Origin of the sequence: Staphylococcus caeli (assembly GCF_051413795.1) — a bacterium.
Taxonomy (GTDB): domain Bacteria; phylum Bacillota; class Bacilli; order Staphylococcales; family Staphylococcaceae; genus Staphylococcus; species Staphylococcus caeli_A.
This window is the reverse complement of the sequence record NZ_JBOIRQ010000022.1, coordinates 19,647-36,261: the sequence shown is the minus strand read 5'-3', so window position 1 is coordinate 36,261 and position 16,615 is coordinate 19,647. Positions and strand designations below refer to the sequence as shown.

Genomic DNA, 16,615 nt, shown 5'->3' with positions numbered 1-16,615 from the left:
TTGATAAAAATAAAGAAAACGATAATTTCTACATTATTTCAATAGAAATTATCGTTTTCTGTTTAGTCAGAGACATTTATGTCCCAGCCTGATTTTAATGATTAGTTAAATGATTCAATTTCATCCATAACGCGCTGTAAATCTTCCACATTATATTGAATTCGACCATGAAAGACAAATTTATTAAAGAATTCGTCTAACTGCTCTGAGCCGACAAGGACTTTTGTATTTGAACTTTGTGCATAGTTTGAAATTGTTACTGCACCATCATTTTTAGGGTTGAAATATAAAATGGTTGTCGGTGTAAATTTCAAGTTTAATTCTGTTTGAATATCGCCTGCAAGTTTTTCAATTGCGTTTAAGTGCGTTGTATAGTTAACAAATGATAGAGAATCTTTGTCCTCATTTTGATCTAAGACTAACGTTTGTGGCGTTGTTCTATCAAGATCTAATGTACTAAACACCTGTTCCATCATAGGTTGTTCTTTAAACTGCGCAGCACTCACGCCATTATAAACATGGCCTTTTAGTACTTGTGAATCGATAATGTATAAGCCCGTACGTGTCAGTACTAAATGACTAATACGTTGCACTTCACTAAATTCATTTCTTGGTAAAAATATATTTGCCATGATGTGCATATCTTCAGGACGAATTCTTTTCTCATTGACCAAACGTTCACGAATACCAATCAATCTCATATCAGTTACATATTCACTTTGATTTTTAGAGAATAATTTCAATGCATCAATTTCTCTATCTTTGGAATTAACCGTAGCAGTATATTCTTCTTTTTGTTTCGTTACTGTTTTCTTATTTTCAATTCTTTCTTTTTCCAACTCTTCTTCATGTGCATCGCTCAATTGTTGTTCTCTTGATTTATACTGTGCCTCTACCTTTTCTTGTGCCTTTTTCTTACTTTTCAAAGCGACAATAAATAAAATCAAACAAATGACCGCTACTACAATTGCCACGATTAAACCAATTTCAATTGGTCCAAATGAATTCATAACCAAAACGCTCCTTTATGTGTTCAATAACTTCATTATAATAGAAATTTGCTATGCAATCGATAGTAAAGTTTCAAAATTACAAAATTACGTACTAATGCGTTACAGCATCTTTTAATACATTTACTTTATCTAATTTTTCCCAAGGTAATAACACATCTGTACGACCAAAATGACCATACGCAGCAGTTTGTTTATAAATTGGGTGTTTTAAATCAAGCATTTTAATAATACCAGCAGGTCTTAAATCAAAATGTTCTCGCACTGCTTCCACTAATTCATTTTCAGATACTTTTCCTGTACCAAATGTATCAATTGAAATGGATACTGGCTCTGCTACACCAATGGCATATGCTAACTGTACTTCACATTTATCAGCTAATTCCGCTGCAACAATATTCTTCGCTACATAACGCGCAGCATATGCAGCCGAACGGTCTACTTTTGTTGGATCTTTACCACTGAAACAACCTCCACCATGTCGCGCATAACCGCCATAAGTATCGACGATAATTTTACGGCCAGTTAAACCTGCATCCCCTTGTGGCCCACCAATAACAAAGCGTCCAGTTGGATTAATATAGAATTTAGTATCATCATCTAATAAACGCTCTGGTACCGTAGGATAAATCACATGTTGTTTAATATCTTCTTGAATTTGTGCTAAATCAATATCTTCAGCATGTTGCGTAGATACGACAATTGTATCAATACGATGAGGTTGATCTTGTTCATCATATTCTACAGTTACTTGGACTTTACCATCAGGACGTAAATAATCTAAAATGTCATCTTTACGCACATCAGATAAGCGTTTTGCTAATTGATGCGATAAAAATATTGGTAAAGGCATATACGTATCAGTCTCATTTGTTGCATAACCAAACATTAAACCTTGGTCACCAGCACCAGTTGCTTCAATTTCTTCTTCTGATGCATCATTTCTATATTCAAGCGCTGTATCTACACCTTGTGCAATATCAGGCGATTGTTCATCAATCGCAGTTAAAACAGCCATCGTTTGACTATCATATCCATATTTCGCACGCGTATAGCCTATTTCCTTAATTGTCTCTCTCACTACTTTTGGAATATCTACATATGTCGTTGTTGATATTTCACCTGAAATTAAAGCCATTCCAGTTGTTACAGTCGTTTCACAAGCAACACGTGCATTTGGATCGTCTTTTAATATTTCATCTAAGATTGCATCGGAAACCTGGTCCGCAATCTTATCTGGATGCCCTTCTGTTACAGATTCTGAAGTAAATAATCTTCTATTATATGTCATAATTTGCTCCTTTAGTTTTAAATTACGAAAATTCTCTCTCTGTTGAGCTCATTAAAAAAGGCCTTCTACACTATAGTAAATAGAGAGAAGGCCCTTTATACGTCCATTCGCTCTTATCGTTCAGACGCTATTTGTCTGCAAACGGTTTGGCACCTTTCTTCAAATAAATGAAGAGGTTGCTGGGCTTCATTGGGTCCATGTCCCTCCGCCTCTCAGGATAAGAGAATCCGTTAACATATATAGTACCTAATATAAGATATAATGTCAATTTTACATTTATTAATATTTATTTAAAATTCCTTTTAAAATGATGTGGACTATTACTTCATATGTGTTATACTCTGTAATTGTAAAGGCTTACATCAACAAATAGCGTGGAGGGATTAAGTATGGCGGTAGATACATACACGTATACAAGTAAAATTGAAAACATTCTAGACAAGCAATCTTCATTATTTCAATTATCTACAACACAGTTGTATAACAAAATTTTAAATAACAATGAAGGCGAATTAACTGAACTTGGTGCAATCAATGCTAAGACTGGGAAATATACAGGTCGTTCACCAAAAGATAAGTTTATCGTAACTGAGCCATCTTACAGAGATGACATCGACTGGGGAAATATTAACCAACCTATCGAGGAAGAAACATTTTTAAACCTATACGATAAAGTCTTAAATTACCTAGACCAAAAAGACGAACTTTATGTCTTCAATGGTTATGCCGGAAGTGACGCAGATTCACAATTAAAACTAACTGTAGTTAATGAATTAGCATGGCATAATTTATTTGCACAAAATATGTTTATTCGACCGAATTCTAAAGAAGAAGCTCAAGAAATCAAACCAAACTTCACGATAGTTTCAGCACCACACTTCAAAGCAGATCCAGCAGTAGATGGCACAAATTCTGAAACATTTATTATTACTTCATTCAAACACAAAGTCATTTTAATCGGTGGAACTGAATACGCTGGTGAAATGAAAAAAGGTATTTTCTCCGTAATGAACTACTTATTACCAAAAGATAAAATCATGAGTATGCACTGCTCTGCAAACGTTGGCGAAAAAGGCGATGTAGCATTATTCTTTGGTTTATCTGGTACAGGTAAAACAACGCTTTCTGCAGACCCAACACGTAAACTGATTGGTGACGATGAACACGGTTGGAATGATAACGGTATCTTCAATATAGAAGGTGGTTGTTATGCAAAAGCTATAAACCTATCTCACAAAAAAGAACCACAAATTTATGATGCAATTAAATATGGAACGATTTTAGAAAATGTAGTAGTAGATGAAGATGGTGATGTTGACTTTGATGACAATCACTATACTGAAAATACTAGAGCTGCCTACCCTATCAACCATATCGATAATATCGTAACACCATCGAAAGCAGCACATCCAAATACAATCATCTTCTTAACAGCCGATGCATTTGGTGTGTTACCTCCAATTTCTAAATTATCAAAAGATCAAGCCATGTATCATTTCTTAAGTGGTTTCACAGCCAAATTAGCTGGTACAGAACGTGGCGTAACTGAACCCGAACCATCATTCTCAACTTGCTTCGGTTCACCTTTCTTACCATTAAATGCTAAAGTATATGCTGATTTACTTGGTAATTTGATTGATAAACATGGCGTTGATGTCTACCTAGTTAACACGGGCTGGACAGGTGGTAAATACGGTGTTGGCCGTCGTATCAGCCTAAACTATACAAGACAAATGGTTAACCAAGCGATTACTGGTGAATTGCGTAATGCTGAATATATCAAAGATGATATGTTTGGATTAGATATTCCTGTAAATGTCAAAGATGTACCTCAAACTTTACTTAATCCAATCAATGCTTGGAGCAAACCAGAAGCATATAGAGAACAAGCTCAAGATTTAATTAATCGCTTCAAAAACAATTTCGAAAAATTTGGAGACGATGTTGAAGAATTAGCTACAAATGGTGGCTTTAAATAAAGATATTTAAAAGCAGGTTTCACTTTTCTAAAGTGAAACCTGCTTTTATGTATGTTCATTTTGAAAAATCTGATTAGCAACCACTACTTCACACTTTAAAGTCTTAACAAATATTTTTATGATTCATATGATTTGATAACACCATTTTCAACATCCGTCATCCATTGTCTAATATTGCTCAATGTATTTGTTAATGCAAATGGTCTAGGCACATGACCTTCATTCATTTGATAAAAAGTACGATATGTTGTTCCAATTTTTTCCAACTGATCTGCTAAATAATGTGCATTGTGAATACCTACTTGCTTATCTTGTCCGCCATGAACGATCAGAATTGGTGGGCTTGATGCCGTAATTTGTGAAATAGCATCTCGCTTATGATAAGCGTCTGCTTGCTTTTTAGGATGACCCACCATGCGTTTTAACATACCTCTTAAATCAACACGTTCCTCGTACATGAGGTCAATGTCTGACACACCGCCCCAAATTATATAGCTAGATACTGGTAAATCTTGAAATGTTAATAAGCCTTGCAGCCCTCCTCTTGAAAAACCAACCATATGGATTGCTGCTTCAGGATATAACTGATGTAAAATGCGAACTGCCTCAGTAACATCATGTAAATCTGCGCCATAGAATTCATCCTTACCTTCACTACCATTGTTACCTCGATAGTACGGTCCGAACACGAGTGTCTGTGGATCAGCAAATTGCATAAGTCGACCTGTTCTCACTTTCCCCACTTGGCCTTTGCCTCCACGTAAATAAATAACAATGCGCTTCACTGTTTGCTTAGGTAACATTAATAAACCTCGAACCTTTAAACCATCTACTTGGTATGTGACTTCTTCAAATATATGCCACTTTGCTTCGACAGGCATTCTCTTTTTATTGGTAAAATCCAAGTTCACTCACTCTTTCTAGACAATGTAGTATCGCAGCATCTTTTAACAAAAAGCTTTTTTTTGTTTCTGCAATTTGATCCATGTGTTTGTATAATAGCGGACCATTTGTTTCAAAATAATCTTCTTGTTGTATGATTTCATCAACCTCAACCACAAACACATCTTTAGTAAAGCTATATCCACTTTGGCGATCTACTCTATATTGCGCAATATATTCGCAATGCTTAATGGAAGCCCCTGTTTCTTCAAACAATTCACGTTTGGCTGCTGTTTCACTTGTTTCTCCTGGTTCCTTTTTACCACCTGGAAATTCAATACCACGTATTTTATGCTGAGTGAAAAGTAATTGTTGCTTATATATTGGAATAATCAATACATGTTGACCATTTGCAACATCGCTATTAGATTTATAGGTTAAATAAACTTCATCATTCTCTTTATCTCTAAACTTCACATACATCACGCTTCCCCATATTATGTTAAACTAACAATGCTAAGATTTTTGTTGGAGGCAAAACTATGAAAAAGATATTTCTTGGACTCATTCATATTTATCAACATTTTATATCACCCTTAACACCTGCAACTTGTCGTTTCTATCCAACGTGCTCTGAATATACTCGAGAAGCCATACAAGTGTATGGAGCGATTAAAGGTACTTGGCTAGGTATTAAAAGAATATCCAAATGTCATCCACTCCATAAAGGTGGATTTGACCCAGTACCATTAAAGAATAAAGATAAGGATTAATCATTTTAAATCATGCGTTGCAGTTGCATCACATCTACCGTAGGAGGCTCAAAATAAATGGAGCCTCCTTTTAATATGCCTGAACGCGGCACAATATCATGATCAAAGTAATAATGCTCAGGCGTAATATCACTTGGATAGTCGGCATACTGCGCTAACATCGCTGTAAAATATCTACTTAATCCATACTCATACATACCACCAATAACAAATCTAATATTTTTACGTCTAAGTATTTGTATTAAATCTAACACCTTATCTATACCCCCGAGTCTAAATGGCTTCAATACAACCACATCGACATCATAATATTCAATCGCATCTAGGATTGCCTTCTCAGACGATGCCTTTTCATCAATGGCAATTGGTGGCAGTGCATGTTTATCGAAATGTTCTAAATGCTCCAATGACTTAAAAGGTTCCTCAATATATAGGATGTGATTATCACTTAGATCTTTCAATTGATTTGCTTGCTTCAAAGTTAATGATTCATTTGCATCCACTGCAATTTGCGTATTAAAGGCTAATGATCTAACGGTTGCAATATCCTTTAATATATTCGCGGTCCATTTAATCTTAACACGCTTAGGCTGTGTACATGTTAATTGTTGCAATGTTTCTTTCGTTACACCATTTAACGTTGCGCCATATGGTACATGAAAAGATGGCAATTCATAAAACATTGGATAACATGCCATCATCAATGTACTTCGTGCAGCTGGGTATGCGTCTAAGTCATTTAATGCATTTTGAATTTCAGAAAAATACTTAAACGGATAGTTCACATAATTTGAAAACCATAACTCCACTTGTTCTTGAACGCTGTCAATTGTTTCATTTGCGTACCATGCTGACTCGAATGCATTGCACTCACCATAGTAACTATCTTCCAAATCTGTAATAAGCTCTATAAATAGCGTCTTACGTGATGTCATCTTCACTTTTGGCGTTATCACTGGCACCTTAAAATCAGCTTCAAAATGGTAAAAGTTGATATCTACTATCTTCATAGCGTCTCCTTAGTATTAATTATAAGTGGTTGCGCTGTAACTTACCGGTAGAGGTATATGACAACGACGCAACACGTTTATATTGTTTAGGGATTTTATATTTTGCTAAGTGTTTAGAGAAATATTCATCAAACTGTTCATCTGATATCGACTCACGTGCCACATAATATAACATAGGTACAGCGCCCCATGTTTCATCTTCAATGCCAATACACATAGCGTCTTCAATATTTGAAAATTGCTTAGCCACTGTCTCAATTTCGTAGGGATAAATATTTTCACCACCACTAATGATAAGATCTTTTCTGCGATCATAAATCATTACAAAGCCATCACTATCAATCTCAGCGATATCACCAGTCTTGAAATAACCATTCTCAAAAGTATCCAATTTGTTTAATGGATATAAATATCCATTCATTACATTATCACCTTTAATAAGAAGTTCTCCATGACCATCCGAATTTGGATTCTTGATCATAACACTCACATTTTCACTTGGTTTACCTACTGTATCATAGCGTTGTTGTAACATTTCTGGAGATGCCGTTAAAAATTGAGAGCATGTTTCTGTCATCCCAAAAGAATTATAGATTGGTAATCCACGTGACAAGGCCTGTGTAATTAACGTACTTGAGAGCTTAGCGCCACCGAGCAGAATCTTTTCAACGTGATAAGGGTGATTCAAACCTGCATCCATTAGCCACTTCAATGTTTGTGGTACTAATGAAAGGTGTGTTGGTGATTCTTTTTTAATAATATCTAGCATAGATTCCGCGTTGAATTTGGCTTCTATGCGCAAAGTAAAGCCTTCAATCAATGCCCTTAATACAACACTTAATCCAGATATATGATAAATAGGTAACACTGATAACCATTTCGTTTGTTGATCAAATCCTAGACTTTCTTTACAAGCTATGGCGCTTGCCAAGTGATTGTTGAAAGTCTGTGGTACAGCCTTCTGAGGTCCCGTAGTTCCAGAGGTAAACATAATAGAAGCAATCCGTTCCTGTGTGAAATTTGCTTCATATTGTTTATCAATATTCTCTCTCTCAAGTGTATCTAAATACACAATATTTAATTGTTCTAATTCAAGTGCTTCAACTGCAATCACAGTATCTATATGAATCGATTCCATTTGTGCAATCATTTCTCGTTTCGTTAAACGCGTATTAATCATTGCAATTTCAATCCCTGCTAGCCAAGCTGCATTAATAAGTGCAATTGAATCAATTGAGTTGTTAATATATAGCCCTACTCTTGCACACTGAAGTTGTTTTAATGTATAAGCTAATCTCGTAGCACGTTGATACATTTCTGAAAAAGATATTTGCGTTGCACCATCATCCACAAAGATTCGTTCCCCATTTTGTTTAGCTTGCTGTTTCAACCAAAAATCCACTCTGACATTCCTCCATCTCACTATATATTATAACGCGTTTAACCATTTTTAACATAGCCTGTGATTATTTAAATATAATAGTTATATAAAATATAAGACTGTTTTTTTATAAATTTTAGTTTTTCTAACATATAAACTGGGTAATTAATTATTAAATATAAAATGGGAGTGATACTAAATGAGATTAAAAACATTAACTACTTTATCATTATCAGCCCTACTACTAACAGCTTGTGGTAATAATGATCAAGATGATTCTAATGATAGCTCGAATTCAAACAAACCTAGTAAAGAGACTTTAGAAAAACAAGTCACACAATTAGATAAGGTAAAAACAAGCCCAGAAGATGCAATTAAAAAAGCGCAAAGTGAATACTCTGGTCAAGCATTGAAAGGCATTTCTTTTGAAGAAAGTAACGGTGAATGGGTCTATAAAATAGAACAGCAAAGTAATAATGAAGAATCTGAGGTCATTATTTCTGATAAAAATCAAAAAGTATTACACAAAACATCTGAAAAAGAAGACTCTGTAGACACTCAAGATTCATTTAAGTATAGTGAGGCAATAGATTATAAAGACGCCGTTAAAAAAGGACAAAAATCATTTAATGGTGATATCAAAGAATGGTCACTTTCAAAAGATGATGGCAAATTAGTATATGATTTAGATTTAAAAAAAGATACAACCAAACATGAATTAACCATTGATGCTAAAAATGGAAAAGTATTAACAGATGAACAAGAAGACTAACTATATAAATAAGCGAGCACCCTATAGTTGGATGCTCGCTTTTGATTACTTGTATTAAACAGTATGTTGGTTGCCCATAGAAATCGACAATCTATTCCACATATTAATTTGATTAATAATTAATACTAAGTCCGTATATTCTTCTTCAGAATATTGAGCACGTACTTCATTATATAAAGCAGTTGGCACACCATTTTTAGAAATATGTGTAATCGCCTCTGCCAATTTGAACGCTAATTTTTCCTTCTCTGAATAAATATTTGTATCGTCCCAAGCATTAAGTAAATAAATTTGTTCTTCTGACACTTTCATTTTTCTTGCATCTGCGGTATGCATTCCGATACAGAAAGCACATCCATTGATTTGAGACACACGTATTTTAATTAATTCTCGTAATTTACGATCTATAGAAGTCTTCTTGAGTTGTTTTTCTAAATCCATAATTACCGTTAATTCTTCTTTTGCTACCTCATAATAATCTATTCTATTATCCATTTTTTAATCTCCATTTCATTTATGAAATATTATTAGTTCGCTTACACTTATTTTAACATTCAAAAATATAACCTAAACTTTTTAGCTCATATAAATCATTTTTTAAAAATTACTGGCACTGTTTAATTAGAAATATTGTTGTCTTCTGTTCTTTTATTAGGTAAAATTATACATGTAAAGAGGCAACGCACTTGCGATGCATTGCCCTTTTAAGCCCGTTAAAAAGACGGTGACTGTTTAATAGTGATCTAATAACCATCAAAACTGCCAAAGCTAGAGATGGTTATTTTTTATGATTTAATTTAACAATTGCAATCACTAAACTTAACATGGTAACGATGAACATACCGTATTATTTATTCATAATCTCTTTTGTAGTTGTCTTCTGTTCTTTTTTTAGGTAAAATTATACATGTAAAGAGGCAACACAGTTGAGATGCATTGCCCTTTTGAGCCCGTTAAAAAGACGGTGACTGTAATTTGATAATATTTAAATAATCATCTCATTCTCGTCAAAGCTAGAGATGGTTATTTTTTATGGCCTAAATTAACAATTGCAATCACTAAACTTAACATGGTAACGATGAACATACCGAAACCTAACATTAAGTGTAATGCTTCTACAATTGAAACCACACAAGGCGTCTCCTTTCTAAAGTTTTTATAGGTACCTGCATAAGCACCACCTCACTTTATACTAAGATTAGCCACCATCCATCTAACTTACTCATAATTTTATTCTAACATGATTTTATATGATGTCATTTCAGTTTATATTTTTTTGCTAACTTTTTTGTATACATATATTCAATCAAACAAACCCTATCATTATTTGGTTATTTTCGGGATTAGCAATTAATTTATACATTATTCACGGTATATAACGAAGGATATCAATATACAACAAAACCCCGTTATATCAACGTTTAGTTTAACGAAGAATAACGAGGAATATCGAATTAACGGAGAGTGAGGGATTCGAACCCTCGAGACGCTTGTGGCGCCTACACACTTTCCAGGCGTGCTCCTTCGGCCAGCTCGGACAACTCTCCATATAAAAAAACAGAAGCGATAATTCACCTCTGTTTGTATGACCCCGACGGGACTCGAACCCGTGTTACCGCCGTGAAAGGGCGGTGTCTTAACCGCTTGACCACGGGGCCATGGCTCCACAGGTAGGACTCGAACCTACGACCGATCGGTTAACAGCCGATAGCTCTACCACTGAGCTACTGTGGAATAATTAAAATGGAGCGGGTGATGGGAATCGAACCCACAACATCAGCTTGGAAGGCTGAGGTTTTGCCATTAAACTACACCCGCACTTTACGATTATGGGGCGGATGATGGGAATCGAACCCACGAATGTCGGAACCACAATCCGATGCGTTAACCACTTCGCCACAACCGCCAAAGTATAAAGCTAAAAATGGTTCAGGACAGAGTCGAACTGCCGACACATGGAGCTTCAATCCATTGCTCTACCAACTGAGCTACTGAACCTTAATAAAAATGGCGGTCTCGACGGGAATCGAACCCGCGATCTCCTGCGTGACAGGCAGGCGTGTTAACCGCTACACTACGAGACCTATGTAAAAAATTGCGGGAGGCGGATTTGAACCACCGACCTTCGGGTTATGAGCCCGACGAGCTACCGAACTGCTCCATCCCGCGCTAATATTATTAATAACGCTTACCCAATTAATATACCACATTCATTTACTTAATGTCAACAATATCTTAAAACTAATTAACATTAACTTCATTCAAAGTTAAAATAGAAATGTCATAATTAATGTTTGCACATGCCCTATCAAATAAGACTTACTCAGTATATAAACTTTTAAGCCCTTAGTCAATGGGTTCTACAGATTAATTTGTGTAAAAACAGACTTTATCTATAATTTTTTAATTTTTGTTCCCTATTTATATAAATAAAATCTGATTACCATCCACACTTTACATTTTAAACCACATCAAATCAACTCGACATGTGCAAATTATATAACTCTAACTATTCGCTCATAATCCCTTGCATCTTACTTTGCAATCTCGTAAAAGTTGTAAATCCATCGTCTTCCATAAAATGGCCACCAAATTCTGTAATTTTACATTTGCCACCTAAAGTATCCATTAAGCGTTCTGTTTCTTTATAAGAAACATGCGTATCATCTTTAGAACATAATCCATAAAAAGCGTCTACTTTACGTTTCACTTTTTCATAATCTATATGATATTTATCCGTATTTACATTTTCAGCAAAAACTTTTGCATCTTCCATAAAGCCAGCAATACTAAATAGACCTTCTATACGACTCACTTGAGCTTCTTCAATATATTTTAACGCTGCTAATGTTCCTAAGCCATGTGTAACAAAATATGTTTCATACTTATTAATTTGAACTTGTTCTTTCATTTTACTAACCCAAGTTTCGATTTGATTATTTTCATCAACAGGTATGTTAAATAAAGTGACATCATAGCCTTCTAATTCAAGATTATTTGCTAACCATTCATACCAATGATTAGATGCATCACCATATTTTGAATGTACAATGATTATATCTGTCATTTATATATCCCCCAACAAACTTATAGTTATCGTTTAATTGCATTCAATTAGAGTTACTTATTTAGTATCTCATAAATATAATTTGAATTTAACTAATTCAAACAATTTAAAAATACCACCTCTTATCAAAATAATTGGTAAAGAGATGGCAAGATTTATTATTTTAAATACAACTAAATTGTTTCAAGTAATTCATTTACCGCGTTCTTCCCTTGTTGTATACAATCAGGTAATCCAACCGCTTCAAATGGTGCTCCAGTAATTCTTAATTTTGGATAATTTCGCTTAATATGAGTTTGTATCGCTTTAATTTGGTTCATATGTCCCACATGATATTGAGGCATACTCTTCGGTAATCTGTTAACAATGCTAAAATCTGGTGCGCCTTTAAATGTCATCATCTGCTTCAAATCTCTTTTAACGATATTAACTAGCTCTTCATCAGTATGATCATCAACAACAGAATCATCAGGTTTCCCTACATATGCACGTAATAATACTTTTCCTTTCGGTGTCGTGAATGGCCATTTTTTACTTGTCCATGTACATGCAGTAATATCTGTTTGACTTGTGCGTGCTATGACAAACCCCGTACCATCGTATGTGTTTTCAATATGCTTTTCATCGAACGCTAATACCACTGTAGCAACCGTTGTCGCACCCATCTCTTTAAAATAATCAAATGCCGGATCATCACTGAACCATTCTACAAATGTTTGATGTGGCGTAGTTACAAGTACACGATCAAATGTATATTTATATTCATCTACCACAATTTCATACCCTGTTTGTGATGTGACAATATCATTAACAGGTGTCTCAAATTTAATCTTAACACCCTGTTCTTGTACAAATTCTGTCAAACGTTCAATAAACGAGCTCAAACCATGTCTAAATTGTTTAAATTGACCCTTAGGTGCACCTGGGTACAATTGACGTTGCTTTTCCCGTTGTAGTTTCTCATGACGCATGCCTTTAATTAAACTACCAAATTGTTCTTCTCTTCTTTTAAACTCTGGGAAAGTACTCATCAGACTTAATTGATCAATATTGGTACCATAAATACCACCCATAAGAGGTTCTATTAAATTCTCTAACACTTCATTTCCTAAACGATGTCTAAAAAAGGCACCGACTGAAATGTCATCTTTCATAAGAATTGGTTTTTTAAATAAATCCATTCCTGCTCTCAATTTACCCATTGGTGTAATTAATTTTGTTTTAGCAAACGGTTTGATGTCAGTTGGAATACCTAAGATAGAACCCCCTGGGATGGGATATAATTTATTTTTTGCATAAATATATGATTGACCTGTTTGATTGGTAATTAGATCTTTCTCAAGGCCAATGTCCTTAGCTATATCTGTCATAATTTGCTTACGCCCTAGGTATGATTCAGGACCTAATTCAATCGTATAGCCATCTTTTCTAAAGGTTTGTATTTTCCCACCAGTACGAGATGTAGCTTCAAAAATTGTAACATCGATATCAGGGCGTTGCTTTTTAATAAAATACGCACTAGATAAACCTGTAATCCCCGCACCAATGATTGCGATACTATTTGTCAAAATAATTCACGCTTCCTTTAATAAACATTTTTAATTTCATCAACGATAGCACCAATGAATAAAGCATCTGTATTTGGCATAGCTGGACGGTAATAATTCACGCCCAATGCATCACAAACGACTTTACATTCATAATCGTTATCATATAACACCTCTAAATGTTCACACACAAAGCCCACTGGTGTATATACGAAGTGTTTATACCCATGTTCATGGAATAATGTTTTAGTTAAATCTTGTACATCAGGACCTAACCAAGGTGTACCAGTATTCCCTTCTGATTGCCACCCTTCAGCTACATGAATGATATTAGAATGTTGCGCCAATAATTCCGCCGTATGCTTTAATTCATTTGGGTACGGGTCATTATTTTTTTCTATTAATCCTTTAGGCAAGCTATGCGCAGATACTACGAGTACCGTCTCATCATGTTCTGCTTGTGGAATTTCAGCTAAAGTTTCATTGATTTTCTCTGTCCAATACTGGATGAATTTAGGTTGTTGATAATAATGCTCAACATTTTTAAATGTAATTCCAAACTTGTCTGCCTCTTTTTGTGCACGCTTATTATAAGCACCCACTGAAAAACTAGAATAATGGGGTGCAAGCACAACCGTTACCGCTTCATCAATACCATCTTTATGCATCGACTGAACGGCATCCTCAATAAAGGGATGGATATGTTTTAATCCAATATATAATTTGAATTCCACGTCTTCATAGACTTGATTTAAAGTATCACACAGTGCTTCTGCTTGTTTTTGTGTTGTATTCGCTAAAGGTGATAAACCACCAATAAATTGATATCTATCTTTTAAATCCTGCAACTCGTCATCCGTAGGTTTTTTTCCATGTCTGATATCTGTATAGTAAGCCTCAATATCACTTTCTTGATATGGTGTGCCATAAGCCATCACTAATAAGCCTATAGTTTTTGTCATTTTAAAATCATCCTTTTGTATAATAATTTTTAGATGTATATGACATAATATTTGTAAATCTTAATAGCTAAAATTTATGCCGTACTATCTTCGAGTATATTCATGTACAAACGTGGTTACATGTTTTAATGTTTCAGGTTGTACTTCTGGAAACACACCATGCCCCAAATTAAATATATGTTTACCATGGTCTAAGCCTTGATCCAATATTTCTTTTAATCTAGGTTCAATTACTTCCCAAGGTGCCAACAATAATGATGGATCTAAGTTACCTTGAAGCGTCTTAGTAATTTCCATCGATTGCGCTTCTTTTATAGAAAGTCTCCAGTCTAACCCTAAGACATCTATTGGTAAACTATTCCATTCTTCAGCCAAGTGACTCGCACCTACACCAAATAGAATTACTGGAACATTGAATTTCGCCTTAATACCACTAATTAATTTATTCATTGCGGGTTTAATATAGTAACGATAATCTTCTACATTTAATGCACCACCCCATGAATCAAACACTTGAATGAGTTGTGCACCCGCTTCAATCTGTGCAGTTGTATATGTGATTGACATATCTACTAGATGATCCATCAATGCAAACCATGTTGCTTCATCACTATACATCATTGCTTTTGTAAAATTATAATTCTTAGAAGGACCGCCTTCAATCATATAACTTGCCAATGTAAATGGAGCACCTGTAAAACCAATCAATGGCACATTTAACTTTTCTTCAGTCAATAATTTTATCGTGTCCAACACATAAGGTACATCTCGTTTCGGATCAATACTCCCTAATTTTTCAACATCTTGAATATTCTTAATTGGATTGTGAATTACTGGGCCAATACCAGACTTAATTTCAACATCAACACCAATGGGTTGTAATGGTGTCATGATATCTTTATATAATACTGCAGCATCTGTATTATAATTGTCGACTGGTAAATGTGTAACATAAGCACACAATTCAGGTTGGTGCGTAATTTCAAATAGTGAATATTTTTCTTTTAATTTTCTATATTCAGGCTGTGATCTCCCAGCTTGACGCATAAACCACACAGGTGTATGTGTAACCTCTTTCCCATTTATCATATCTAGGATTGTATTATTTTTAGTATGCACCTTTTAATCCTCCTACATTATAATCATTCTTATTTATGATACCATATTGATATATATCACGGGTTTCAATGTCATAAAATGTCATAAAAAAGACAAAGTGTCGACTTTTACCGCTTCAATCATTTGACTATTGTTTTATGTCGTAAATCAATTATAATATTAACAAAGTCTATTTTATAATTATTTGAAATGCTAGTTATTTCTATAGTAATGTAAAATAGTTATTTAAAGTTACATATCTCAAGCAAGGGGGACAAAATTATGAAAATTTATGCATCTTATGGAACATTTGGTTATTTGAATCAAATCAGACTCAACAACCCTGACCATAACTTATTACAATTTTCAGCATCTGATTCTTCAGTTATTATCGAAGAAACAGAACAAAGTTCAGTATTAAAGCAACCTTTAGTTTATGAAGTACTAAAAGCTGAAGGCGAATTAAATAAAGACTATTTTTATTCTGTAATATTTGTGCCTACTTCTGAAGACCATGCTTATCAATTGGAAAAAAGATTAGAAAATTTAACAACAAACTTCCAACAATTTGCAGGTTATAGAAGCTATCGTTTCTTAAAACCAGATCAAGGTTTAACGTATAAAATTTATTTTGGTTTTGAAAGCAGAACTGCTTATGAAGATTTTAAGGCATCTTCAGTATTTAAAGATAACTTTGATAAATTAGCACTAAGTCAATTCTTTGGCGCAAGTGGACAACATTCGAGTTATTTTGAAAGATATTTATTCCCTATCGACGACCATTAAAATAATAGATTCATCATTTATAAAAATAGTGGTGCTCCGAAGTTCATTAACATCGGG

17 protein-coding genes, 8 tRNA genes and 1 riboswitch are annotated in these 16,615 nt (G+C 34.4%); of the genes, 4 read left to right on the top strand and 21 right to left on the bottom strand.

Going from position 1 to position 16,615, the window contains the following annotated elements:
* Positions 1-101: 101 nt before the first annotated feature.
* Entirely contained in the window at positions 102-1,010 is a 909-nt protein-coding gene (locus ACSULM_RS10670) for a nuclease-related domain-containing protein (RefSeq protein ID WP_436862625.1), read from the bottom strand.
* A 94-nt stretch (positions 1,011-1,104) separates the two neighbouring features.
* The gene (gene metK, locus ACSULM_RS10665; protein WP_436862624.1) at positions 1,105-2,301 is read right to left on the bottom strand and encodes a methionine adenosyltransferase; all 1,197 of its coding nucleotides are present in this window, start codon (positions 2,299-2,301) and stop codon (positions 1,105-1,107) included.
* A 110-nt stretch (positions 2,302-2,411) separates the two neighbouring features.
* Positions 2,412-2,525: riboswitch (SAM riboswitch) on the bottom strand.
* A gap of 165 nt (positions 2,526-2,690) precedes the next feature.
* Between metK and pckA the strand changes: the two genes are divergently transcribed.
* Complete coding sequence (gene pckA / locus ACSULM_RS10660; protein ID WP_436862623.1) at positions 2,691-4,280, top strand: phosphoenolpyruvate carboxykinase (ATP); 1,590 nt, start codon at positions 2,691-2,693, stop codon at positions 4,278-4,280.
* A gap of 116 nt (positions 4,281-4,396) precedes the next feature.
* On the opposite strand, the gene ACSULM_RS10655 is transcribed toward pckA, so the two are convergent.
* Both ACSULM_RS10655 and ytkD read right to left on the bottom strand, forming a co-directional pair.
* The gene (locus ACSULM_RS10655; protein ID WP_436862622.1) at positions 4,397-5,185 is read right to left on the bottom strand and encodes an alpha/beta hydrolase family protein; all 789 of its coding nucleotides are present in this window, start codon (positions 5,183-5,185) and stop codon (positions 4,397-4,399) included.
* Positions 5,169-5,645 carry an RNA deprotection pyrophosphohydrolase gene (ytkD, locus tag ACSULM_RS10650; RefSeq protein ID WP_436862621.1) on the bottom strand — a complete coding sequence of 159 codons (477 nt, stop codon included), beginning with the start codon at positions 5,643-5,645 and terminating at the stop codon, positions 5,169-5,171. Before ytkD ends, ACSULM_RS10655 begins: the two co-directional genes overlap by 17 nt.
* A 59-nt stretch (positions 5,646-5,704) precedes the next feature.
* On the opposite strand from ytkD, the gene yidD reads away from it, so the two are divergent.
* Positions 5,705-5,935 carry a membrane protein insertion efficiency factor YidD gene (gene yidD, locus ACSULM_RS10645; RefSeq protein ID WP_436854186.1) on the top strand — a complete coding sequence of 77 codons (231 nt, stop codon included), beginning with the start codon at positions 5,705-5,707 and terminating at the stop codon, positions 5,933-5,935.
* Between the two features lie 5 nt (positions 5,936-5,940).
* On the opposite strand, the gene menC is transcribed toward yidD, so the two are convergent.
* Together menC and menE are read right to left on the bottom strand one after the other, a co-directional pair.
* Entirely contained in the window at positions 5,941-6,945 is a 1,005-nt protein-coding gene (gene menC, locus ACSULM_RS10640; protein WP_436862620.1) for an o-succinylbenzoate synthase, read from the bottom strand.
* A gap of 19 nt (positions 6,946-6,964) precedes the next feature.
* Positions 6,965-8,347: an o-succinylbenzoate--CoA ligase gene (gene menE, locus ACSULM_RS10635; protein ID WP_436862619.1), complete on the bottom strand. Its 1,383-nt coding sequence runs from the start codon at positions 8,345-8,347 to the stop codon at positions 6,965-6,967.
* Positions 8,348-8,525: 178 nt separating this feature from the next.
* On the opposite strand from menE, the gene ACSULM_RS10630 reads away from it, so the two are divergent.
* The gene (locus ACSULM_RS10630) at positions 8,526-9,098 is read left to right on the top strand and encodes a PepSY domain-containing protein (protein ID WP_436862618.1); all 573 of its coding nucleotides are present in this window, start codon (positions 8,526-8,528) and stop codon (positions 9,096-9,098) included.
* A gap of 54 nt (positions 9,099-9,152) precedes the next feature.
* On the opposite strand, the gene ACSULM_RS10625 is transcribed toward ACSULM_RS10630, so the two are convergent.
* The 15 genes from ACSULM_RS10625 to hemE all read right to left on the bottom strand — a co-directional run bounded on the left by ACSULM_RS10625 (position 9,153) and on the right by hemE (position 15,793).
* Positions 9,153-9,593 carry a carboxymuconolactone decarboxylase family protein gene (locus ACSULM_RS10625; protein ID WP_436862617.1) on the bottom strand — a complete coding sequence of 147 codons (441 nt, stop codon included), beginning with the start codon at positions 9,591-9,593 and terminating at the stop codon, positions 9,153-9,155.
* Positions 9,594-9,876: 283 nt separating this feature from the next.
* Positions 9,877-9,939: a putative holin-like toxin gene (locus ACSULM_RS10620; protein WP_436862626.1), complete on the bottom strand. Its 63-nt coding sequence runs from the start codon at positions 9,937-9,939 to the stop codon at positions 9,877-9,879.
* Between the two features lie 182 nt (positions 9,940-10,121).
* On the bottom strand, positions 10,122-10,229 hold the full coding sequence (locus ACSULM_RS10615) for a putative holin-like toxin (protein WP_436862616.1): 108 nt from the start codon (positions 10,227-10,229) through the stop codon (positions 10,122-10,124).
* Positions 10,230-10,556: 327 nt separating this feature from the next.
* A tRNA-Ser gene (locus ACSULM_RS10610) sits at positions 10,557-10,645 on the bottom strand.
* Positions 10,646-10,684: 39 nt separating this feature from the next.
* Positions 10,685-10,756: transfer RNA gene (locus ACSULM_RS10605), tRNA-Glu, on the bottom strand.
* A gap of 1 nt (position 10,757) precedes the next feature.
* Positions 10,758-10,832, bottom strand: a tRNA-Asn gene (locus ACSULM_RS10600).
* Between the two features lie 10 nt (positions 10,833-10,842).
* Positions 10,843-10,916 (bottom strand) — tRNA-Gly (locus tag ACSULM_RS10595).
* Between the two features lie 12 nt (positions 10,917-10,928).
* A tRNA-His gene (locus ACSULM_RS10590) sits at positions 10,929-11,004 on the bottom strand.
* 19 nt (positions 11,005-11,023) lie between these two features.
* Positions 11,024-11,096 (bottom strand) — tRNA-Phe (locus ACSULM_RS10585).
* Positions 11,097-11,106: 10 nt separating this feature from the next.
* Positions 11,107-11,182: transfer RNA gene (locus ACSULM_RS10580), tRNA-Asp, on the bottom strand.
* An 11-nt stretch (positions 11,183-11,193) separates the two neighbouring features.
* Positions 11,194-11,267: transfer RNA gene (locus ACSULM_RS10575), tRNA-Met, on the bottom strand.
* Between the two features lie 340 nt (positions 11,268-11,607).
* Positions 11,608-12,165 (bottom strand): RBBP9/YdeN family alpha/beta hydrolase, encoded by a 558-nt coding sequence (locus ACSULM_RS10570; protein WP_436862615.1) that lies wholly within the window; start codon positions 12,163-12,165, stop codon positions 11,608-11,610.
* A 173-nt stretch (positions 12,166-12,338) separates the two neighbouring features.
* Entirely contained in the window at positions 12,339-13,733 is a 1,395-nt protein-coding gene (gene hemY, locus ACSULM_RS10565) for a protoporphyrinogen oxidase (protein ID WP_436862614.1), read from the bottom strand.
* 17 nt (positions 13,734-13,750) lie between these two features.
* Positions 13,751-14,674 (bottom strand): ferrochelatase, encoded by a 924-nt coding sequence (gene hemH / locus ACSULM_RS10560; protein WP_436862613.1) that lies wholly within the window; start codon positions 14,672-14,674, stop codon positions 13,751-13,753.
* A gap of 84 nt (positions 14,675-14,758) precedes the next feature.
* Positions 14,759-15,793, bottom strand: a complete 1,035-nt coding sequence (gene hemE / locus ACSULM_RS10555; protein ID WP_436862612.1) for a uroporphyrinogen decarboxylase — start codon at positions 15,791-15,793, stop codon at positions 14,759-14,761.
* Positions 15,794-16,054: 261 nt separating this feature from the next.
* Between hemE and ACSULM_RS10550 the strand changes: the two genes are divergently transcribed.
* Positions 16,055-16,558: an antibiotic biosynthesis monooxygenase gene (locus ACSULM_RS10550; RefSeq protein WP_436854196.1), complete on the top strand. Its 504-nt coding sequence runs from the start codon at positions 16,055-16,057 to the stop codon at positions 16,556-16,558.
* The last annotated feature ends 57 nt before the right edge of the window (positions 16,559-16,615 follow it).